This window comes from Serratia sp. ID 25-353, from assembly GCF_054792795.1.
The window spans coordinates 3,619,215-3,640,108 of record NZ_CM139236.1; the positions used below are offsets into that span (position 1 = coordinate 3,619,215).

The following is a 20,894-nucleotide window of genomic DNA, read 5'->3' on the forward strand; positions in this document are numbered from 1 at the left end:
GTTCAGTAGACTCCCGATGAAGGCGCTTGCGCCCCGCCCTGTTTGAACTCGTCCGCCAGGGCTTCCGCCGCCCGCGCCAGCAGGGTGGTATCTACCCCCACCGCAACGAACAGCGCGCCGGCCGCCAGATAGCGCTGCGCCAGCGCCTTGTTGGCCATCAAAATGCCCGGCGCCTTGCCGGCGGCGCGGATGCGTGCGATGGCCTCGTCGATGGTGCGCTGCACCTCCGGGTGCTGCGGATTGCCGGCAAAGCCCATGTCGGCGCTGAGATCCGCCGGGCCGATAAACACGCCGTCCACCCCTTCCACCTGCAAAATAGCGTCGAGGTTTTTCACCGCTTCGCGGGTTTCAATCTGCACCAGCACGCACATCTGCTCGTCGGCCTGCTGCAGGTAATCGGGCACCCGGTTCCAGCGCGAAGCGCGCGCCAGAGCGCTGCCGACGCCGCGCACGCCGTGTGGCGGATAGCGCGTGGCGCGCACCGCGTCGCGCGCCTGTTCGGCGTTTTGAATCATCGGGATAAGCAAGGTTTGCGCGCCGACGTCCAGCAGTTGCTTGATGATCACCGCATCGTTCCACGGCGGCCGCACCACCGGCTGGCTCGGGTAAGGCGCGACCGCCTGCAGCTGCCCCAGCACCGTTTGCACGTTGTTGGGCGCATGTTCGCCGTCGATCAGCAGCCAGTCGAAACCGGCGCCGGCCAGCAGCTCGGCGCTGTAGCTGCTGCACAGCCCGAGCCACAGCCCGATCTGCGGGCGTTTTTCCTGCAGCGCACGCTTGAAGTGGTTGGTTAACATCGCATTCTCCCTGACAAGCGGGCGCAGCGCGTGGCCCCGCCCGGTTTATTGCGGCCCGGTTCGCCGAGCCTGCTTTTTAGACGAAGCGGCAGCTGATGCAGCCCATCGGGCCGTAGTCGACGTGGAAGGTATCACCGCGCCGCGCCGGCACCGGCCGGGTGAAGGAGCCGCCGAGGATCACCTGCCCCGCTTCCAGCTCCACCTCATACGGCGCCAGCTTGTTGGCCAGCCAGGCCACGCCGTTGGCCGGATGGTTGAGCACCGCCGCCGCCACGCCGGATTCTTCAATCACGCCGTTGCGGTACAGCAGCGCGGAGATCCAGCGCAGATCCAGCGCATCCGGCTTGATCGGCCGCCCGCCCATCACCACCCCGGCGTTGGCGGCGTTGTCGGAGATGGTGTCGAACACCTTGCGCGGCCGCTGAGTCTCGGGATCGACGTTGTGGCTGCGCGCGTCGATGATCTCCAGCGCGGGAATGACGTAGTCGGTGGCGTTGTAGACGTCGAACAGCGTGCAGTTCGGCCCGCGCAGCGGCTTGGCCAGCACGAACGCCAGCTCCACCTCCACCCGCGGCACGATAAAGCGATCGATCGGAATGTCGCTGCCGTCATTGAAGAACATGTCGTCCAGCAGCGCGCCGTAGTCCGGCTCGGTGATCTGCGAGCTCACCTGCATGGCGCGCGAGGTCAGGCCGATCTTGTGGCCTTTGAGCGTGCGACCCTCGGCGATCTTCAGCTCCACCCACTGCCGCTGAATGGCATAAGCGTCTTCGATGGTGATCTCGGGATGATCGAGCGACAGCGCGCGGATCTGCTCACGACTCTTTTCCGCCTGATGCAGGCGCTGCACGGCGCGGTTAACCTGCTCTTTATCCAGCATTTACGACCCCTTATTCACGCCTTGTTGAACAGCGCGTGGACATTGTTCTGTTTGTAATTCAGCACCGGATCCAGCTCTTCCATGGTGAAAGAGAGCGCCAGGTAACGCTGCGCCATCAGCGCGGCGAAATGTTCCTTGATCAGCGCAAACAGCATCTCGCCCACCTGCTGTCGGCTTTCCAGACTGCGGCCGTGGCCGATCTTCAGCGTCATGTGCACGAAGGCGTAGTCCTGCTTGCCGTCGGCCATCTGCCAGGTGTCGAGCCAGATGGCGCGGCTGCGCACGCCGGCCAGCGGAAAGATGCCGGTCGCCGCCAGCGCCTCATTGACCTTGGCGAACAGGGTGGGCAAATCCACCTCGCGGCGGATGTTGTCGGTACATTCAGCGTAAAAATGGGGCATAGCGTTCTCCAGACGGCGCATAGGCGCGGGCGCGGCCCGCGCAGCGGCATTTACAGCGTATTGCCAAGCTTGAAACCTTTTTCCGTATCGCCCTCACGGGTATAGGAAAAACCGTCTGCGCCGATGGTGACGGCCATTTCGCTGGGCGCACTGCGCTCGATGACCGGCTGTGGCTGCCCATCGAGATCCAGCACCAGCGAACCTTCGGTATACCAGCTCGGCACCACCGGATTGCCCCACCAGTCGCGGCGCTGGTTGTCATGCACATCCCAGGTCACGGTCGGGTTGTCCGGATCGCCGGTGTAGTAATCCTGCGTGTAGATTTCCACGCGGTGGCCATCGGGATCGCGCAGGTAGAGGTAGAACGCGTTGGAGACGCCGTGACGGCCGGGGCCGCGTTCGATCAAATCGGATTTGCGCAGCGCGCCGAGCTTGTCGCAGATGGCCAAAATATTGTGCTTTTCATGGGTGGCGAAGGCGATGTGGTGCATGCGCGGCCCGGCGCCACCGGTCATCGCGGTATCGTGCACCGTCGCCTTGCGGCGCATCCAGGCGGCGTAAACCACGCCGTCTTCATCGCGGATGTCTTCCGTTACGCGAAAGCCCAGCCCCTGGATGTATTCCACGGCGCGCGGCACATCAGGGGTGATTTGGTTAAAATGGTCGAGGCGCACCAGCGCGCCCGGCGTATACAGATCGTAGCGCCAGGCCAGACGCTCGACGTGCTGCACGTCGTAGAAAAACTCATACGGGAAACCGAGCGGATCCTCTACCCGCACCGCATCGCCGATGCCTTTGGCGAACCCGTTCACCCGACGCTCGGTACGGCAGCCAAGCGCCTTGAAATACGCTTCGGCGCGATCGACGTCTTCCGGCGTGCGCACTCGGAAAGCAAACGCCGCAACGGCGGCGACCGGGCCTTCGCGCAGCACCAGGTTATGGTGAATGAACTCCTCCATCGAACGCAGGTAGAGGGTTTTATCCTCTTCGGCGGTCACGACCAGGCCGAGGATATCGACGTAAAATTCACGTGCGGCTTTAAGGTTCGTGACCTGAATTTCCATGTAGGCACAGCGCACGACGTCGGGAGCAGGGACAGCATCAGTGGTCAGTTTTGTCGTCATTGTTCTCATCTCTTTCGTTATTATTGTGGCCTGAGGCTCAAACGCCCCATTTCGGGATCGGGTGGTCGCCCATGGAAATGCACACGTTCTTCATTTCGGCGAACACTTCGAAGCTGTATTCGCCGCCTTCGCGGCCGGTGCCGGAGGCTTTCACGCCGCCGAACGGTTGGCGCAGATCGCGTACGTTTTGGGTGTTGACGAAAACCATGCCCGCTTCAATGCCGCGGGCCAGGCGCAGAACCTTGCTCACATCCTGCGTCCAGATGTACGACGCCAGGCCGTACTCCACGTCGTTGGCCATGCGCAGGCCGTCTTCTTCTGACTTGAACGGCAACAGGCAGGCCACCGGCCCGAAGATCTCCTCCTGCGCCACGCGCATCCGGTTGTCGACATCCGCCAGCACCGTCGGGCGCAGGAAGTTGCCGTGGCTCAAGCCGGCCGGTTTGTCCGGGCCGCCGGCCAGCAGGGTCGCCCCTTCTTCCACCCCGAGGCGGATATAGCCGGAGACTTTTTCCCAGTGCTGCGGGCTGATCAGCGCCCCCACCTGGGTGTTGGGATCTTGCGGATCGCCCACGCGCAGGCGGTTGGCGCGCTCGGCAAAGCGTTTGACGAATTCCGGGTAGATGCTCTCCTGAATGAAGATGCGCGAACCGGCGGTGCAGCGTTCGCCGTTGATCGAGAAGATGGTGAACAGCGCGGCGTCGAGCGCCCGCTCGATGTCGGCGTCTTCAAAGATCAGCACCGGCGACTTGCCGCCCAGCTCCATGGAGAATTTCTTCAGCCCGGCGCTTTCGATGATGCGACGGCCGGTGGCGGTGCCGCCGGTGAAGGAGACCGCGCGCACGTCTTTATGGCGCACCAGCGCGTCGCCGGCGGTGGCGCCGTAGCCCTGCACCACGTTCAGCACCCCGGCCGGAATGCCGGCCTCCAGCGCCAGCTCGCCCAGACGATCGGCGGTCAACGGCGACAGTTCGGACATCTTCAGCACCGCGGTATTGCCCAGCGCCAGGCAAGGCGCGGTTTTCCAGGTGGCGGTCATGAACGGTACGTTCCACGGCGACACCAGCGCGCACACCCCCACCGGCTGCACCAGCGTGTAGTTGAGCATCTTGTCGTCCACCGGGTAGGTCTTGCCGTTCATCTGCTGGCACACCTCGGCGAAGAACTCGAAGTTGTGCGAAGCGCGCGGGATCAGCACGTTTTTGGTCTGGTGGATCGGCAGGCCGGTGTCGGCGGTTTCCAGTTCGGCGATCTGCGGCACGTTCTGGTCGATCAGCTCGCCCAGGCGGCGCATCAGGCGCGCGCGCTCTTTCATCGGCGTGTTGGCCCACTTGGGGAACGCCTCTTTCGCCGCCGCCACCGCCTGGTCGATCTCTAGCTGACCGCCGGAGGCCACCTCCGCCAGCACCTCACCGTTCGCCGGGTTGGAGGTGGTGAAGTACTCTTTGCTGGCGACGTTCTTGCCGTTGATCCAGTGGTTGATGGTTTTCATTAGCACTTCTCCTGCAACTTTTGGCGTGAAAGCCAAAAAAGTGACTGAGTGATTTTTGACCTAAAATCTCTTTGCATCTATCCACATCTCTCTGTAATTTGTTACGCCATGAAACGTGCCTATAAGTTCCGGTTCTATCCCTCAACTGAGCAAATTCAACTTTTAGCTCACACATTTGGCTGCGTACGTTTCGTTTATAACTTCATCCTGAATTGGCGCTCCGAGGCCTTTCGTCAACGGCAAGAAAAAGTCAGTTATGCCCAAGCTAGCGCACGGTTAACCATCCTTAAGAGAACACCTGAACTCGCTTGGTTAAATGACGTTTCATGTGTCCCGCTCCAGCAATGCTTGCGCCACCAACAGACTGCTTTTAAAAACTTCTTTGAAGGTCGAACTTCATATCCGGCCTTTAAATCCAAGCGCCACAAGCAAGTTGCTGAGTTCACCGCCAGCGCTTTTAGGTACCGAGAAGGACATCTATACATAGCGAAAAGCAAAACGCCTCTGAACATCCGCTGGTCGCGCAAACTGCCGTCGTCCCCTTCGACAGTCACTGTGAGCAAGGACTCTGCAGGTCGATACTTCGTCAGTTGTCTATGCGAAGTCCAACCGGAGCTATTACCTGTTACGTCATCAATTGTGGGAATAGATGTTGGTCTAACTCGTCTCTTGGTCACAGACAGCGGATTTAAAGCTGACAACCCGCGTAATACAGCCAAGAATGCCAAGCGGCTTGCATTGCTACAGCGCCGATTAAACAAGAAACAACTGGGTTCAAAAAACCGCGCTAAAGCTCGCCAAAAAGTTGCCCGGTTGCATGCAAAAATTGCGGATTGCCGTCTGGACAATCTGCATAAGTTGTCCCGCACACTCATTAACGAAAACCAAGTTGTGTGCGTCGAATCGCTAAGCGTGAAAAACATGATGCGTAATCCACAGTTGGCAAAAAGCATTGCTGATGCAGGCTGGTCGGAACTCATCCGACAGCTCAGGTATAAAAGTGAGTGGGCAGGCCGTCTTCTCATCGCGGTCGCCCCATTCTTCCCATCATCTAAGCGCTGTTCCTGCTGCGGATACACCATGCAAGTTTTACCCCTGAATGTTCGCTTTTGGTTGTGCCCCAAATGTCAGAGTCACCATGACCGCGATATCAACGCGGCCCGAAATATCAAAGCTGCCGGGCTGGCAGTGTTAGCCCATGGAGCGACGGTAAATCCTCAAGTCGCTTGATGCGGCCTTGGTTCATTGCACTGAAATGGGAACCCTTGTTTCTTTGAAGCTAGGGAAGTCAACGCAGGCTCTCCTCGTAATCTTTTTCACTGATAATGTGGTTAACCAGACGGCCGACGCCCTCGATCTCCACCACCACTTCGTCGCCCGGCTGCACGTCGGCCAGCCCTTTCGGCGTGCCAGTGGCGATCATGTCGCCCGGCTGCAGCGTCATGAATTCGCTCAGGTAGGCGACCAGGAACGGAATGTCGAAAATCATGTCGGCGGTGCTGCCGCGCTGGCGCAGCTCGCCGTTGACGTAGGTGCTGAGCGCCAGCCGGTGCGGATCGGCGACGTCGTCGCGATCGACGATGTAAGGTCCGATCGGCGTCAGGGTGTCGCGGCTCTTCACCCGCAGATTCGGCCGGTAGTAATTCTCCAGGTAATCGCGGATGGCGTAGTCGTTGCACAGGGTGTAGCCCGCCACATACTCCATGGCGTGCTCGCGGCTAACGTTGCGCGCGGTCTTGCCGATCACCGCCACCAGCTCGGCTTCGTAATGCATGTACTCCACGCCGGCCGGGCGCACCGACACCTGGCGGTGACCGGTCAGGGTGTTCGGCGCCTTGAGGAACACCAGCGGCTCTTCCGGCGCCTTGAATGCCAGCTCGCTGGCGTGGTCGGCATAGTTCAGCCCCAGGGCGAACACCGTACCCTGCGCCGGCGGTAACCATTCAACTTCGCGCTCCTGCAGCACCTCGCCGTTCGGCAGCGTGACGCGCAGTTGCTCGTCCACCTGCACGTTGAAGACCTGGCCATGATGGCGAATACGGGCATGTTTCATGATGCGGCTCCTGCCTGAGTGACGCGGTTGGTCAGCGTGGGCAGGCCGGCGGCGCGCACCGTCACCTCATCCCCCGGTTTGATCTCCACCCGCTGGTGAGGGGTGCCGATCAGCACCGCATCGCCCGGCTGCAGGGTGATGAAATCGCTGATGGCGGCGATCAGCTCCGGCACCGAGCGCACCAGATCGGCGGTAGACCAGCGGTCCTGCTCCACGCCGTTGATCTCGGTGACGATCTCCAGCCGATCGGCAGTCTCCAACTGGCCGATCTCTCCCAGCGGGCAGAACCCGTCGCGGCATTTGGCCTTGATCGCCGGGCGGTAGAAGCTGCTCTCCGGCAGGCTGACGTCGTTGGCCAGCGCGTAACCGGCCAGATAACGGCTCACCTGCGCCGCCGGCACCTTGCGCGCGGTATCGCCGATGATCACCGCCAGCGTGCCACCGCTGTACACGGTTTCACCGGCCGGAAACGGGATCGCCCCGCCGTTGGCGAGGTGGGTGTTGCGCGGTTTGATAAACCAGACCGGGGTTTTGGGCGGGGTCTGATACGGCGGCTGGTGAAACGCCTGATCCCAGGCGTCCAGTTGGCTGCGGTGATTCAGCGCAACGGAAAAAACGGTGCCTTTCATGCGAACTCCTCCAATGGCAAAACATGACAACCGGTATTCATTAACATATTAATGATTACTTTTATACGCTGTGCAGCTTTTACGCAACGCGCTTGGAGTGATTTGTGATCGTGATAACAAAATATTCACAAATAACGAACATTAGCGTGATTATTCAATGTATTAATTATTTTTTGCGCCATTTTTCGCTGCGCCACGCATTTTTGCTTTATCCCTACGGGTAACTTTGGCTACTATTAAGTTATTAACAAAATCGGGCTTTGCGGGGCAGGCGCCCCCATAACGAGCGCCGTAACAACGAACACCTTGATAGCTAAGGCCAAACTTATGCATGAATCGTTAACCATCGCCCTGCTGCAGGCGCGTGAAACCGCCATGGGGTTCTTCCGCCCGATCCTGAAAAGCCACAATTTGACCGAACAGCAGTGGCGCATCATCCGCGTGCTGGCCAACAGCCGCTCGATCGAATTCCACGAGCTGGCGGCGGAAACCTGCATCCTGCGCCCCAGCCTGACCGGCATTCTGTCGCGCATGGAGCGTGACAAGCTGATCTTCCGCCTTAAGCCGGTTAACGATCAGCGCAAGCTGTACGTGTCGCTGACCCAGCAGGGCCAGGATCTGTATGAAGTGGCGCGCCACCAGGTGGAACAGGGCTACGCCGAGATTGAAGCCGCTTTCTCGCGGCAGAAAATGGACCAGCTTATGACGCTGCTGGACGAGCTGATCACCCTGGGCGACAGCCTGCCCGCCAACGTCACCGCGCATCCCGCCAAGAAGTGAGGTCACTGGCCGAGATATTCCATTGACAACTGACTTTGCGGCTAACCTGTACCCAAGAAAAAGCCCGAACTCGTCGGGCTTAGAGGGATTAAATTTCCTCTACATTTTGAACGGCGGGACGGCCGCAGGCTTACCGTAGAGTTGCCTTTGCACTGTAGTCAGCAACTCACTTAGCGTAATCTCAAGATATTGCATAAACGGCGGCTGATTGATGGTGCGCTCATAAACGTCAACGGGCAGGAATCGCCTCATCTCAGCATTAAATTCCCGGCTTGAAACAACGGCATGTAAAGTATCGATTCGAGCCTGCAGCAACGTTTCGAACTTGCGAATCAGGCCATAATCGACCAGCTTTTTCGCCACCAACTCAGCATCGACATCCGCATTTTGCTGCTTTAGCCAGGCTAAATCCCAGACATCCCGATAGCGGATGCGGCGCGTAGTCGCAGGCAGGGAAACGAGTTTGTCAGCCATAATTTCATTCAGTGTCTCAACCTGGACAATCAAATCAGAATATCCGTCCGGCAACTGAGAATAATTCCTTATCAGCATCCGTGGTTCGCTCGTATAGGCTGGAATATTGGCTATCTCGATTTTGATGCGTTGCTTCGGTAATTCTTTACGCTCCGGGAACGTCGTCACCGACATTTGCCATTTGTCCACGGTAACATCAACGTAGTCGGGCTCCCGTCTCAGTTCCGCAGGCTCTTTAACCGTCACCTCCAGACCATACCGACTGCCAACATAGCGCTCAATGCACGTTTTGATTTCCTTCATGTTTGCAGAGCAAAAAAGACGGCCTCCCGCAAAGTCCAAGTCCTCGCTGAAACGGTTAGACCCGTAGCACAGGCGCAGCGACGTGCCCCCCTGAAATATCAGAGACTTTAACAATCCTGCATTCGAGAGTGCGTACAAAATGTCATAATGCAACAGTTCCTTTTCCACCACGGGCCTGACGGACGCCAGATTATCTGACCCGACGATGTCATCGACCAGCTGATTAAAATCGACGAAATCAGACATCAGCGAGCTCTCCCTGTTGAATGAGATGTGTATTTCTCCCTACCCGAAACAGATCTTTTATTGCTGTTTCTTTCGTTGCGATGCGCAATGGGCCCCGACCTTCAAGGCTTCCACGAAGAATATCGATAGGTTTCTTGCTGGTATGGGTGATCTCGATAACTCCCCATGGGGTGACGAATTCACCAGAACGGCCGGTAGACATGATAGTTAGCCTATCGATAGGAATTTGTGAAATGACGCCGTACTGAGATAAAGCAGATTCCAGGCTGATGTAATTGTATTCTCCTCGCCGAAGATTGATCGCGATGCTCTCCAGAGGGTACCCCCCCAGAGAAGCCCTAGTGTTCGCATAAACCCCCTTCGCCACCCGTTTAAGGATACCGGCGGCCACTAAGCGATCGACTGATTTTTGTAATGTTTTCGGTGATTCGGCCGGGAAAAGGGTGGCGAGATCTTGAGTAAGAAAAATGTGCTTTCCCAACCTGCTGAATTTATCCAGCGTATTGATGGCTGTCATTTTATCCACTGTATCATTCCTACTAACACCCCTCTTATTTGGGGTGATTATGTATAGATAGATACAATAACAACGATATCTAAACAAATAAACCCCTTTAAAGGGGTTTATTTGTTTATCATGAAGAGCGCTTCTGAATCAGACTTGAGAGCTCGTTTCCGGCAGCAGCGCGCCGCCGTCCACCACCAGCGTCTGTCCGGTGATGTAGGCCGCCGCCGGCGAGGCGAGAAACACCATCGCCGCGGCAATGTCTTCCGGTTCCCCCAGCCGCCCGAGCGGCACCGAGGCGGCGATCGCCTGATTCACCTGCGCATCGCCCAGGTTGGCCATCGCCGGCGTGCGGATCATCCCCGGCTCCACGCCGTTGACGCGAATATTCTCCGCCGCCAATTCCAGCGCCGCCGCGCGAATAAACCCGTTCACCCCGGCCTTGGAGGCGGCGTAGTGCGCCAGCCCCGGGTAGGCTACCCGCGGGCCGGTCACCGACGAGGTCACCAGAAGGCAGCCGCCGCCCCGGCGGCGCATCCACGGCAGTGCCGCCTGCGCCAAAAAGAACGGCGCCATCAGATTGACGCTCAGCGTGCGTTGCAGCAAGGCCGCGTCAATGGCGGCGAACGGCGTCAGCGGAAAGTAAGCGGCGTTGTGGATCACCACGTCCAGCCGTTGATGCCGCTCACCCACCATCGCCACCAACTCGGCGATCTGCCCCGGTTCGGCCAGATCGCAAGCCAGCGCCTGCACGCTCAGCCCTTCGTCCCGCAGCGCCTGCGCCGCCACCTGCGCCTGCGGCAGCTGCACGTCCGCGATCGTTACCTCGGCGCCCAGCCGGGCAAAAGCGCTGACGATCGCCAGCCCAATGCCCTGAGCGCCACCGGTCACCAGCACCGCCTGCCCCGCGAAGGCGTCAGCCGCATAGGTTGCGCTCATCGCCCTATCCTCGCGGGTGGCGCGTGGTGTTCAGCACCTGCGCATGGGCGCCGACCGCAAAGTTGCTCAGCGCGCTGAAATCGCTGCCCTGATAACCGAGGATCTTGCCGTCGGTGCGCATGCCCTGCAGATCGATCATCACCACGCCCAGCGTCGGAATGATCTTCTCGCGCCAGACGAACAGATAAAGCTGCTCCGCCACCTTCACGTAGTGGCAGCGATCGACATCCGCCAGCCCTTTCTCCACCCCGTCCAGACACTGCCAGGCGTAGAAGTTGTCGTTCAGGTAGATGTGCTCGTACCGTTCGGTCGGGCTGTAGGTGTACATATTGCGCATGCCGATCAGCTCATCGGTAAAGCCCGGTGGCGCCACGTCGGCGTCGTCCAGCGTGCCGAAGCGGAATTCGGCCTCGACCGCGGTCAGCGGCAGCCCCTGCTCCACCCGGCTGAAGGCGTCGAGCCGCGCCTGCGCTTCGTCCGGCAGTTGGCCATACACCGCGGTGAAGTTGCCCTGATTGCGGTCGCACACCAGCGTAATGCTGGCGTTGGCGCGGGCAGGATCGAGAAAATCGATGAACAGCACGCCGGGGCGAATGCTGGTGGCGCGATAGGCAACGCCGCGCCGTTCGCCCCACTCCAGCGTCTGCTCGTCGGTAAACCGGCAGCGCTGCGTCGCGCCGTCGCTAAAGCGCAGCGTCAGCGTGCTGCCCGCCAGCCCGTGCTGCCGTTCCAGCGTATTGCTGTGCGGCGCAAAGCCTTCCGCCAGCGCGCCAACCTGAATGAATACCGCTTCTGAACTCATGGAAATGCTCCTTACAGGGAAGTGAAAGCCAGGGTCGGCACATCGACGATGGTGGAGCCGCCGTCGGCCACCAGCGCCGCGCCGGTAATGATTGAAGCCTCGCTGGAACAGAGGAAACGGCAGACGCGGGCGATCTCCTCGGCGCTAGCCGGGCGGCGCAGCGGCACGTCGCGGCAGACCATCTGGTAAGCCTGCTCCAGCGAAATCTGATGGGCATCCATCAGCAGTTGCATCTCTTCGTCCGCCATCGGCGTGGTCACCCAGCCGGGGCACACCGCGTTGGCGCGCACGCCCAGCGGGCCATAGTCGCGGGCGATGGAACGCATCAGCCCGATCAACGCATGCTTGGCGGTAACGTAACCGCAGACCTCCGGCCCGGCGGCCAGCGAGGCGATCGAGGCCACGAACAGCAGGTTGCCGCCGCTTTTAATCAGCGCCGGCAGGCAGGCGCGCGCGCTGGCGAAAGCGCTGTTGAGGTTGCTGTCCATCGCCCCTTGCCACTGCGCATCGGTCATCTCGGTGATGCGCTTGAAGCCCATGCCGCCGGCGCTGCCGATCAGGCAGTCGATGCGCCCGGCGTCGCGCAGAATGGCCGGCAGCAACGTGTGGTTCCAGCTCTCGCCGCTGGCGGCATCGCCCACCAGCGCCTGCGCGCCGATCTCTTGCGCCAGCGCCGCCAGCGGTTCCGGGCGGCGGCCGATGATGAACACCCGATCGCCCTGCGCCGCCAGCAGACGGGCGCAGGCAGCGCCGACGCCGGTGCCGCCGCCGGTAATCACAACCACTCTATTCATGATTCAGCTTCTCCATCAGTTGGCCGATCATCAGCAGACTGCTCAACAGCAGCCGCCGCTGTTCGGCATCCAGCCGCAGGTAGCGGCGGCCGGCCGGCAAACGGCTGACCACCTCCGACGCGGCGAAATGCTCAATCTCCACCTGCCAGCGCCCATTGTTCACCGTCAGCCGCACGCGGCGAAAATCCAGCTGCGCCAGCGTCTCGCCGATCTGCGGGTAGCGCTGCAGGCCGTCCAGCACCCGCTGCGCGGCCGCATGACGCTGGCGCAGCAGATAACGCACCCCGCGCCGCCGCAGCCAGCCGCCGGTCACCACGTCCAGCGTCAGCGGAAGTTGCATCGCGCTCGCGCCCTGCAACCGAAAGCGGTGGCTGACGATATGCGCCATAAACAGCCCCTGCACCTGTTCGCCGATCTCGATCTGTGGCCCCTGCGGCAGCGTCAGCCGCAGCAGGCTCGGCGCCAGGCGTTCGCACACGTAGGGTTCCAGGTTGCGTGCCAGACGATCCAGCGCGGCGCCCGGCCGATAGCCCGACGGCGCTCGCCGCCAGGCGCGATTAAGTGAGGGAAGTAAGCCGATCAAACTGCGCCTCCTCGTTTTCACCCTTGGCGAACGCGTTCTCCAGCACCTGCTCGACCGGCACCGGCTTGAACGGATTCACTTTTTGCACGCACAGCGTCCAGAACAGCGCATAGGCGGCGGTCAGGCCGATCATCCAGCCGAAGGGAATGTAGATATCGCTCGGGTTCATTCCCGGCGGCGTGATGTAAACGATGGCCAGCACGATGCCAACGCTGGAAACGATCTGCGGCAGCGGGAACCACGGCGATTTATTGGCGCGCGGCAGATCGGGGCGGCGTACGCGCAGGATCACCACCGAGCAGGTCACCAGCAGGTAGGCCACGCCCCAGGCGCACACCGCCGCCAGCACCAGCGGAATGATCCTGTCGAGGTTGCCCTGAATGGCGAAGGCGTGTACGCAGGGGATTAACACCGCCACCAGAATGCCGACCACCGGCGTTTTAAAGCGCGGGTGCAGATAAGCGAACATGCGCGGCAGCGCGCCGTCCAGCGCCATGCCGTACAGAATGCGCGGCACCGCCGCCATCAGCGTGTTGATGGTCGCAGCGCCCGCCAACAGCAGGCCGACGCCGAGCCAGTATTTGCCGAACTGACCCATCACCTGGCCGGCGAACGCCGGGATGGCCATCGGCGTTTCCAGCAGGCGCGTGCCGCTGGCGGCGTCGATCACCACGTTTTCCACCTGGTGGCTGAGCGCCGCGCCATACAGCGCCATGCACACCGCCACGCCGCACAGCCCCAGCGCCATCGCGCGCGGGATCACTCGATCGCAGCGTTTGATCTCCGGCGCCATCGGCGTCACCAGCTCACAGCCGACGAACATGAACATCGCCATGCCGATCAGGCTGAACACCGCGAAGGGATCGTTCAGGTTCAGCGTGCTGCCGAACCAGCCCTCGAGCGGCACCGCATGCGGCGACAGCAGCCCGACGATGCCGAAAATCACCAGCGTGCTCCACATGGCGAAGGTCAGCACGATCTCCGCCTTGCCGAAGGCCTCGATGCCGAACGCGTTGAGCAGGCCGAACACGATTACCAGCCCGACGCCGACCATCCAGGAGGCGTTGTGGCTTTCCATCAGGGTGTTGAGGTGTTCGAAGTTCACCAGCGCCATGATGCCGGAGAGAATGGTCTCGGCGGTGCCGGCGAAGATGTGCACGATCAGGTAGGCCGACAGCGCGCCGGTGATGGCGAAAAAGCGCCCCATGCCGCAGGAGATGTAGTCGTAGACCGAACCGGAGGTCGGCAGCAGCGCCGCCGCTTCGGAGAAGGTGGTGAGCTGCGCCTGCATCATGATGAAGGCGATCAGCATCGCCAGCGCGAAGGTGTCGCCGCCGATGCCGAAGCCGCTGGTGACCGTCAGGATCACCGGGCTGGCCATGATCACCCCGACCGAACTGGCCAGGGTGGTGGGAAAGCCGACCTTGCCTCGAGCCAGGTGGGCGTGCAACCGCGACGACAGGTTCATGGTTATTTCCTCTTATAGTTTTGGCCTGATGCATGCAGGTGCTTGCAGGTTTTTCGCCGCCAGCGGCGGTAATCTCACTATAGAGAGGAAAGGAAAATGCTGACTATCGTCCTTAAGGACGAGACGCTTTCAACCTGCGGCGGCGCTCACGGCGGCGCGCCACTGCCTCGCCCCCTGCGGGCTGCGCGGGTAGGCGCGCAGCGGCGCCAGCAGCGCGGAAAAGAAGGCGTAATAGCCGGCGCAAAGCCGGTTGTAGCGATCTTCGCCCACGTGCGCCGGGCAGCCGCCCTGGCAGACGCTTTTCACGCTGCAGCGTTGGCACTCGCGGCGCAGGCTCTTGTTTTTACCGAACGGCATCTCCGCCGCCCTTGCCGCCAGGGTGGCGAGCGGCGTGTGGCGATCGGCATGGCCGAGCAGGTGCTGCGCGTTGATCAGATGATCGCAGGCGTAAAGCCGCCCGTCCGGCTCCATCACCAGATTGCCGCCGCAGCGTTCGGCGTGTACGCAACTGGGGCTGACGTGGGTGAAATACTGCGCGTAGACCTGCTCGATGTTCATCACGAAGACCTGGCCGACGTGCCCGCGGCTGCGCCAGCGGCGGTATACCGCCAGCATGAAGCGCCCCCAGTTGGCGGCGCTCAGCCCATAGCCGGCGGTGGGCGCATCCCCTTCCAGCATCAGCGGCTGGAACTGCAAATAGCGCGCCCCGATCGCCACCGCATGATCGTAGATCGCCTCGGCGCGATCCGCGACGCCGTCGTGCACCACCATCAGCAGGTTGAAGTCGATCTGATGGCGCTGCAACAGCGCAATGCCGCGCAGCGCCGCGTCATAGCTGGCGCCGCCGCGCTTGTCCGGCCGGTGGGCGTCCTGCACCTCGCGGTCGCCGTCCAGGCTGACGCCGAGGATAAAGTGATGCTGCCGGAACAGCCGGCACCAGGCGTCGTTCAGCAGGGTACCGTTAGTCTGCAGGCTGTTGCTGATCCGCACGCCCGGCGGCGCGTAGCGGCGTTGCAACGCCAGCGCCCGCTTGTAAAAACCAATCCCTGCCAGCAACGGCTCACCGCCCTGCCAGACGAAGTTGATCTCGCGGCTGTAACGCGGCTGGGCGGCGATATAGCCGCGAATAAATTCCGCCAGCAGGTCGTCGTCCATCTTGCGCGTCCGCTCTGGCTGGCGCTGCGGATAGTAGCAGTAGCGGCAGCCCAGGTTGCAGCCGGCGCCGATCGGCTTCACCAGCAAATGAAAAGGCGCCGCCGCGCGCGGTTCGCTCTCTACCGGGATCTGCTGCGCCCGCAGCTGGGCCAGGTTCATGGCGCCGCCTGCGGCAACGGTTTGTGGGTCTGCGGATCCAGGCCGATGTAGTCACCGGTGCTGGCGTCTACGCCGAGGTAGTCGATCGCTGCGCCTTTGGCTTCAATAATCATGCCCTGCTGCGCAAAGCGGCGATACGCCTCGCTCAGCCGTTTGACTTGATCCGGGTTGGCGGCGGCCAGATCGCGCGTTTCCAGCGGATCGTCATGCAGGTTGAACAGCCCCCACGGCGCCATCTGCGCCGTCGGCCCGGCCTTCACCAACCGCCGCAGCTTCCAGATACCGTCCACATAGGCGGCCTGGTTATGCAGCTCCACGCCGTAGGTCGCGCGCGGCACACCGTCGGCCTCGCCGCTGAAATAGCGCTTGAAGCTGACGCCGACCATCGGCAGCGTCGGTTTGGCCTTCAGCGATTTGTTGGCGTCGATGCCGGCATAGTCATACAACGTCGGCGCGATGTCATACACCGCCATCGGCGTGCGGTCGATGCCACCACGCCCTTTCAGCCGTGGCGCGGAGATGATGAAATCGGTATTGATGCCGCCCTGCGCGCTGGTGGTTTTGTGGTAGTTGGCGTACGGCGCATTGCTGACGTTGGCCCAGTGCGGCCCGTAGGAGATGAACGATCCCTTGCGGCCGAGGTTGGCGTAGCTGTTGTCGAACTGCCGCCAATACTCCGGCTTCGAGCCGTAGTAGAAGCCGCTGGCGGGGTTGGCGCCGTTGTCGGTGGCGAACACGATCACCGTATTTTGGTCGCGGCCGGTCTGCTTCAGGGTGTTCAGCACCGCGCCGACCTGATCGTCCATGTAAGCGATCATCGCCGCGTATACCTGCATGGTCTTGGCTTCATATTTTTGCTGCTCGGGCGTCAGCGCGTTCCAGGCCTTATCCAGCGCCAGCGTCGGCATCGGCGTGCGATCGGAGATCAGCCCCAGCGCCTTCAGGCGCTGAATGCGCCGCTGATAGGCCTGCTGGTAACCGGCGTCGTATTTGCCGTCGAATTTAGCGATCCAGTCATCCGGCGCCTGCAGCGGATCGTGCGGCGCGGTAAACGCCAGATAGGCGAAGACGGGCTTGCTCTGCGGCGTCTCGCGGATCCACTGTTCCAGCTGATCGGCATAGGCCTTGCTGGAATAGAAATCTTTGGGCAACGACACGCGTTTGCCGTTCAGGGTGTAGAAGGTATGGAACGCCTCCACGGTGCCCAGCGGTTTCGCATCGTCGAAATGGCTGGTGCCGCCCCCCATAAAGGCGAAGGCGCGCTCGAAGCCGCGATCGGTCGGTTTGGCGCCGTCGACATAGCCCAGGTGCCATTTGCCCGCCATCATGGTGGCGTAACCCGCGTCGCGAAAACGCTCCGGCAATGTGGTCACGCGGTCAGTCAGCCGCATTTCATAGCCCGGCTGCGCGGCGGTGCTCTCATACCACCACATGCCACCCATGCCGGCCTGCTGGTTGGTGTTGCCGGTCATCAGCATCGACCGCGCCGGCGCCGACATCGGCGAGGTGTAGTACTGGCTCATGCGCACGCCCCGTTCGGCCAGCGCCTGCAGGTTGGGCGTCGGTATCTCGCCGCCGAACGGGCTGATGTCGGAGTAGCCCATGTCGTCCACCAGAATGATCAGCACATTGGGGCGATCGGCGTCCGCCCCCTGCGCCAGGCCCGATAAGGCGCCGCTCAACGCCACCGCCAACGTTTTTTTCTGCATCGTTCGTTCCCCGTATGGTCATGCGGACTGAACAACCCGACGCCTCAGCCCGAGAAAGGTCATTATTTTTTCGTCTTATACGTTTGGCGCCGCCTGGCGCTATCTTCAATTCGCAGTGTAGGAAGCAGCGGAAAAGCCTGGCTATCGTTCTTAAGAACGAGGAACGGCTCCACTCGTGCCGGTTGTAGCACGCGCAGGGCGGCGAGGGCTTCGTCCGGGCAAGCACTGAAAAGCGCTGTAAATTCAGCGGGAAAAGTGGTGAATCATTTCATTAACCTATTAATGAAAATCGCGGAAAATCCGCCATGAAAAGCCCTGATTAACGCAGTGTCATCTTGTTATTTATGTGTTTTATTGCAATCGGCCTCACGTTGTTAATATGTTTTTATTGTGTTGCCAAATTGCTACAACTATGCTTGTATCGTTCATATATTGACCGGCAACCTTCTCCAGATTGAATGATAAAGGGAGGAACACGAATCATGCACAGCACCGCATCCGATGCCTTTATCAACAGTTGTTTGGCGACCATTACGCACCTGATCCCGGTGTCTGCCGGGGTGTTTTATCTGGTCGATCGCGACCTGCGGCCGGATCACTACATCCTGCACGGCATGCCCGATAAAACGCATCAGCAGTACCTGAACCACTTCCAGCAGATAGATCCGCTGCAGCCGGCCAATTTCCATCGCCAGGACATCACCATGGTCGGCATGAGCCCGGCGGCGATCGCCGGCAACCGCCGCTATTACCACGACTTTATGCTGCCGAACGACATGCGCGACATGACGGAGATCTTCATCCGCCAGCGCAAGCGCATCGTCGCCGGGGTATCGCTGATCCGCGATACGCCGTTCACTGAAGTGGAGCGCGGCCGCCTGCGCGCGGTGCTGCCGCTGATCGAGCTGGCGACGCGCGATCTGTTGCCCGACAGCGAGGCGCAGTTGCTGACCGCCAAAGAGCAAGAGATCGTCAACCTGGTGCGCGAAGGCGCCAGCAATAAGCGCATCGCCCTGAAGCTGGGCATTTCGCTGTCCACGGTGAAAACCCATATGCGCAATATTTTCGCCAAAACCGACGTGGTGAACCGCACCGAACTGGTTGCCGGCGGCTTTCTCGCCCACGGTTAACGCCCGATAACGGCCACCGCTGCCGGCGGCCGGAAAATAACGCCAGAACATATTCGCCATTTATGGCGCGGCCTCCCCTTGCCCGCAATCGGGCCAGGCTGGTTATTTCATCGTCACTTAACGCTTGGGGAATAAGGTTTATGTCCAGTGATTCGGTTTCCGCGCCCGCCGTCGGCGCGGCGCTCCCCTGCCCGCCGCGGCTGCTGACCGCCATTATCGTCTTCGCCGCCATCGCGCCGGGCATTCTGATGACCGCCCCCGCCGTGGCCGCCCAGCTCGCCGCGCAGTGGCAGCTCGGCCCGGCGCAGATCGGCCACCTGTTCTCCACCGAACTCGGCGCCATGAGCCTGGCCACGCTGCCGGCGTGGTGGTGGATCGGGCGCATCAACTGGCGGCGGGTCGCGACGCTGTCGGCGCTGGTGTTTATCGTCGGTAACCTGGTTTCGGCACTGGTGCAAGATTTTACCCTGCTGCTGCCGCTGCGCTTTATCGCCTCGCTGGCGGGTGGCACTCTGATGATCCTGTGCATCACCTGCGCCGCCGGCACCGCCAACCCCAGCCGGGTCTATGCCTTCTGGGTGCTTGGCCAGCTGGTGCTGGGCGCGGTCGGGCTGCTGGTGCTGCCGCCGCTGTTCGCGCATTTCGGCCTGATGGCGGTCTACCTGATTCTGGCGGCCATCATGCTGTGCTGCCTGCCACTCATCCCGGCGTTCCCCAACGGTTTCACCGCCGCCCGCGCCGCCCGCAGCGGCCCCGCCGCCTCGCTGGCGCGCAAGCTGTGCGCCGTGCTGGCGGTACTGACCTTTTACATCAGCCTGAGCGCGGTCTGGACCTTTATCGGCGGCATCGCCGCCGGCGCCGGGCTGTCGCCGGCCCACAGCGGCCAGGTGCTGGCCGTCGCCACCTTGCTCGGCATCGTCGGCGCGGGGGCCGCGGCGTTGATCGGGGCGCGCTTCGGCGGCGGACGCCTGATCGTGCTGGGGTACGCCCTGCTGCTGGCCAGCGTGGCGCTGCTGACGGGCCAGCCCCTGCTGCTGCGCTTCGCCCTGGCGGCCCTGCTGTTCAAATTCACCTGGACCTTCGTGCTGCCGTTCATTCTGGCGCGGGTCGCCGGGTTGGATAACGACGGCAAGCTGATGAACGGCATCAACCTGGTGATCGGCGGCGGCATGGCCATCGGCCCGACGCTGGCCGGCTCTCTTATCGAATCTTTCGGCGGTTTCAACGCCTTGCTGTTCGGCGCGCTGGGCTGCGCGCTGCTGTCGCTGCTGTTGATTTCGCTGGCTTCACCGCGCGCACCGCGCCGTATAACAGGAGGAGAAAGGTGAAAAGAACAACCGGTTTCTTGTTTGATGAACGCTGTTTCTGGCACAGCACCGGCCTGCACGCCACCACCTTGCCGGTCGGCGGCTGGGTGCAACCGCCCTCGGGCGCCGGCCATGCCGAGTCGCCGGAAACCAAACGGCGCATGAAGAACCTGATGGACGTGTCCGGCCTGTCGCGCCAGCTCACCCTGCTGAGCGCCGAACCGGCGACGGAAGAAGACCTGCTGCGCATTCACCCCGCCCACTACCTGCAGCGCTTCAAACAGGTGAGCGACAGCGGCGGCGGCCTGCTGGGGGAGGAAGCGCCGCTGGGGCCGGGCAGCTATGAAATCGCCAAACTCTCCGCCGGGCTGGCCTGTGCGGCGGTGGAGGCGGTGCTGCAGGGCGAACTGGATAACGCCTATGCGCTGTCGCGCCCGCCGGGCCACCACTGCCTGCCGGATCAATCGATGGGCTTCTGCTTCCTGGCCAATATTCCCATCGCCATCGAGCGCGCCAAGGCCCGCCATGGCCTCGGCAAGGTGGCGGTGCTCGACTGGGACGTGCACCACGGCAACGGCACCCAGCACATCTATTGGCAACGCGGCGACGTGCTGACGCTGTCGCTGCATCAGGACGGCTGCTTCCCGGCGGGCTATTCCGGCGAGCAGGATCGCGGTGAAGGTGACGGGGCGGGCTGCAACGTTAACGTGCCGATGCTGGCCGGCGCCGGCGACGACGGCTACCTGCACGCCATGCGGCGCATCATCATCCCGGCGCTGGAAAAATTCGAGCCGGAGCTGATCATCGTCGCCTGCGGCTACGACGCCAACGCCCTCGATCCGCTGGCACGCATGCAGTTACACAGCGACAGCTTCCGCGCCATGACTGCGCTGGTGCAGGACGCCGCCGACCGGCTGTGCAGCGGAAAGCTGGTGATGGTGCACGAAGGCGGCTACGCCGAATCCTACGTGCCGTTCTGCGGGCTGGCGGTGATGGAACAGCTGAGCGGCGTGCGCACTGAAGTGCAGGATCCGCTGCTGGCGTTCATCCAGCAACAGCAGCCGCGCGACGCCTTCAACCGCTTCCAGCGCGAAGCGCTCGATGCGCTGGCGCGCCAGTTCGGTTTGTAACCTCCTCTCTGCGGGCGCCGCACCCGGCGCCCCT

Annotated in this window: 21 protein-coding genes; 5 read left to right on the forward strand and 16 right to left on the reverse strand. The window is 61.8% G+C overall.

The window, feature by feature from the left end:
- Window positions 1–2: 2 nt before the first annotated feature.
- The 5 genes from hpaI to hpaE all read right to left on the reverse strand — a co-directional run bounded on the left by hpaI (window position 3) and on the right by hpaE (window position 4,694).
- Window positions 3–797, reverse strand: a complete 795-nt coding sequence (gene hpaI, locus ACYF6X_RS17490; protein ID WP_130018696.1) for a 4-hydroxy-2-oxoheptanedioate aldolase — start codon at window positions 795–797, stop codon at window positions 3–5.
- A 76-nt stretch (window positions 798–873) separates the two neighbouring features.
- Window positions 874–1,677, reverse strand: a complete 804-nt coding sequence (hpaH, locus tag ACYF6X_RS17495; protein ID WP_004933170.1) for a 2-oxo-hept-4-ene-1,7-dioate hydratase — start codon at window positions 1,675–1,677, stop codon at window positions 874–876.
- A 14-nt stretch (window positions 1,678–1,691) separates the two neighbouring features.
- Entirely contained in the window at window positions 1,692–2,078 is a 387-nt protein-coding gene (locus ACYF6X_RS17500) for a 5-carboxymethyl-2-hydroxymuconate Delta-isomerase (protein WP_130018697.1), read from the reverse strand.
- 50 nt (window positions 2,079–2,128) lie between these two features.
- The gene (gene hpaD, locus ACYF6X_RS17505; RefSeq protein WP_089180517.1) at window positions 2,129–3,202 is read right to left on the reverse strand and encodes a 3,4-dihydroxyphenylacetate 2,3-dioxygenase; all 1,074 of its coding nucleotides are present in this window, start codon (window positions 3,200–3,202) and stop codon (window positions 2,129–2,131) included.
- A 37-nt stretch (window positions 3,203–3,239) separates the two neighbouring features.
- On the reverse strand, window positions 3,240–4,694 hold the full coding sequence (gene hpaE, locus ACYF6X_RS17510; protein ID WP_063991493.1) for a 5-carboxymethyl-2-hydroxymuconate semialdehyde dehydrogenase: 1,455 nt from the start codon (window positions 4,692–4,694) through the stop codon (window positions 3,240–3,242).
- Between the two features lie 108 nt (window positions 4,695–4,802).
- On the opposite strand from hpaE, the gene ACYF6X_RS17515 reads away from it, so the two are divergent.
- Window positions 4,803–5,924 carry an RNA-guided endonuclease InsQ/TnpB family protein gene (locus tag ACYF6X_RS17515; protein ID WP_130018698.1) on the forward strand — a complete coding sequence of 374 codons (1,122 nt, stop codon included), beginning with the start codon at window positions 4,803–4,805 and terminating at the stop codon, window positions 5,922–5,924.
- Between the two features lie 58 nt (window positions 5,925–5,982).
- Here the strand turns inward: ACYF6X_RS17515 and ACYF6X_RS17520 are convergent, their stop codons facing one another.
- Both ACYF6X_RS17520 and ACYF6X_RS17525 read right to left on the reverse strand, forming a co-directional pair.
- Window positions 5,983–6,747: a fumarylacetoacetate hydrolase family protein gene (locus ACYF6X_RS17520; protein ID WP_063991494.1), complete on the reverse strand. Its 765-nt coding sequence runs from the start codon at window positions 6,745–6,747 to the stop codon at window positions 5,983–5,985.
- Window positions 6,744–7,376: a fumarylacetoacetate hydrolase family protein gene (locus tag ACYF6X_RS17525; protein WP_063991495.1), complete on the reverse strand. Its 633-nt coding sequence runs from the start codon at window positions 7,374–7,376 to the stop codon at window positions 6,744–6,746. Before ACYF6X_RS17525 ends, ACYF6X_RS17520 begins: the two co-directional genes overlap by 4 nt.
- Window positions 7,377–7,703: 327 nt before the next feature.
- Between ACYF6X_RS17525 and hpaR the strand changes: the two genes are divergently transcribed.
- Window positions 7,704–8,156: a homoprotocatechuate degradation operon regulator HpaR gene (gene hpaR / locus ACYF6X_RS17530; protein ID WP_015376534.1), complete on the forward strand. Its 453-nt coding sequence runs from the start codon at window positions 7,704–7,706 to the stop codon at window positions 8,154–8,156.
- A gap of 99 nt (window positions 8,157–8,255) precedes the next feature.
- On the opposite strand, the gene ACYF6X_RS17535 is transcribed toward hpaR, so the two are convergent.
- From ACYF6X_RS17535 to ACYF6X_RS17575, 9 genes are all read right to left on the reverse strand, one after another.
- Window positions 8,256–9,179 (reverse strand): nucleotidyl transferase AbiEii/AbiGii toxin family protein, encoded by a 924-nt coding sequence (locus tag ACYF6X_RS17535; protein WP_130018699.1) that lies wholly within the window; start codon window positions 9,177–9,179, stop codon window positions 8,256–8,258.
- Entirely contained in the window at window positions 9,172–9,705 is a 534-nt protein-coding gene (abiEi, locus tag ACYF6X_RS17540) for a type IV toxin-antitoxin system AbiEi family antitoxin (protein ID WP_130018700.1), read from the reverse strand. The genes ACYF6X_RS17535 and abiEi overlap by 8 nt, the downstream gene beginning before the upstream one ends.
- 129 nt (window positions 9,706–9,834) lie before the next feature.
- Window positions 9,835–10,623, reverse strand: a complete 789-nt coding sequence (locus ACYF6X_RS17545) for an SDR family oxidoreductase (protein WP_130018701.1) — start codon at window positions 10,621–10,623, stop codon at window positions 9,835–9,837.
- Window positions 10,624–10,627: 4 nt separating this feature from the next.
- A complete protein-coding gene (locus ACYF6X_RS17550; protein WP_033636970.1) occupies window positions 10,628–11,425 on the reverse strand; it encodes a molybdenum cofactor biosynthesis F family protein in 798 nt (265 codons plus the stop codon).
- 11 nt (window positions 11,426–11,436) lie between these two features.
- On the reverse strand, window positions 11,437–12,219 hold the full coding sequence (locus ACYF6X_RS17555) for an SDR family NAD(P)-dependent oxidoreductase (protein ID WP_107226711.1): 783 nt from the start codon (window positions 12,217–12,219) through the stop codon (window positions 11,437–11,439).
- A complete protein-coding gene (locus ACYF6X_RS17560) occupies window positions 12,212–12,802 on the reverse strand; it encodes a DUF3156 family protein (protein ID WP_107226710.1) in 591 nt (196 codons plus the stop codon). The genes ACYF6X_RS17555 and ACYF6X_RS17560 overlap by 8 nt, the downstream gene beginning before the upstream one ends.
- Window positions 12,777–14,270: an APC family permease gene (locus ACYF6X_RS17565; RefSeq protein ID WP_130018702.1), complete on the reverse strand. Its 1,494-nt coding sequence runs from the start codon at window positions 14,268–14,270 to the stop codon at window positions 12,777–12,779. Before ACYF6X_RS17565 ends, ACYF6X_RS17560 begins: the two co-directional genes overlap by 26 nt.
- Window positions 14,271–14,399: 129 nt before the next feature.
- Window positions 14,400–15,584 carry an anaerobic sulfatase maturase gene (locus ACYF6X_RS17570; RefSeq protein WP_063991500.1) on the reverse strand — a complete coding sequence of 395 codons (1,185 nt, stop codon included), beginning with the start codon at window positions 15,582–15,584 and terminating at the stop codon, window positions 14,400–14,402.
- Window positions 15,581–17,293, reverse strand: a complete 1,713-nt coding sequence (locus tag ACYF6X_RS17575) for an arylsulfatase (protein WP_130018703.1) — start codon at window positions 17,291–17,293, stop codon at window positions 15,581–15,583. Before ACYF6X_RS17575 ends, ACYF6X_RS17570 begins: the two co-directional genes overlap by 4 nt.
- Window positions 17,294–17,775: 482 nt before the next feature.
- On the opposite strand from ACYF6X_RS17575, the gene ACYF6X_RS17580 reads away from it, so the two are divergent.
- The 3 genes from ACYF6X_RS17580 (at window position 17,776) to ACYF6X_RS17590 (ending at window position 20,860) form a co-directional block, all read left to right on the forward strand.
- A complete protein-coding gene (locus ACYF6X_RS17580; protein WP_049294794.1) occupies window positions 17,776–18,423 on the forward strand; it encodes a helix-turn-helix transcriptional regulator in 648 nt (215 codons plus the stop codon).
- 140 nt (window positions 18,424–18,563) lie between these two features.
- Window positions 18,564–19,751, forward strand: a complete 1,188-nt coding sequence (locus ACYF6X_RS17585) for an MFS transporter (RefSeq protein WP_063991502.1) — start codon at window positions 18,564–18,566, stop codon at window positions 19,749–19,751.
- Window positions 19,748–20,860 carry a class II histone deacetylase gene (locus ACYF6X_RS17590; protein WP_063991503.1) on the forward strand — a complete coding sequence of 371 codons (1,113 nt, stop codon included), beginning with the start codon at window positions 19,748–19,750 and terminating at the stop codon, window positions 20,858–20,860. The genes ACYF6X_RS17585 and ACYF6X_RS17590 overlap by 4 nt, the downstream gene beginning before the upstream one ends.
- Window positions 20,861–20,894: the final 34 nt, after the last annotated feature.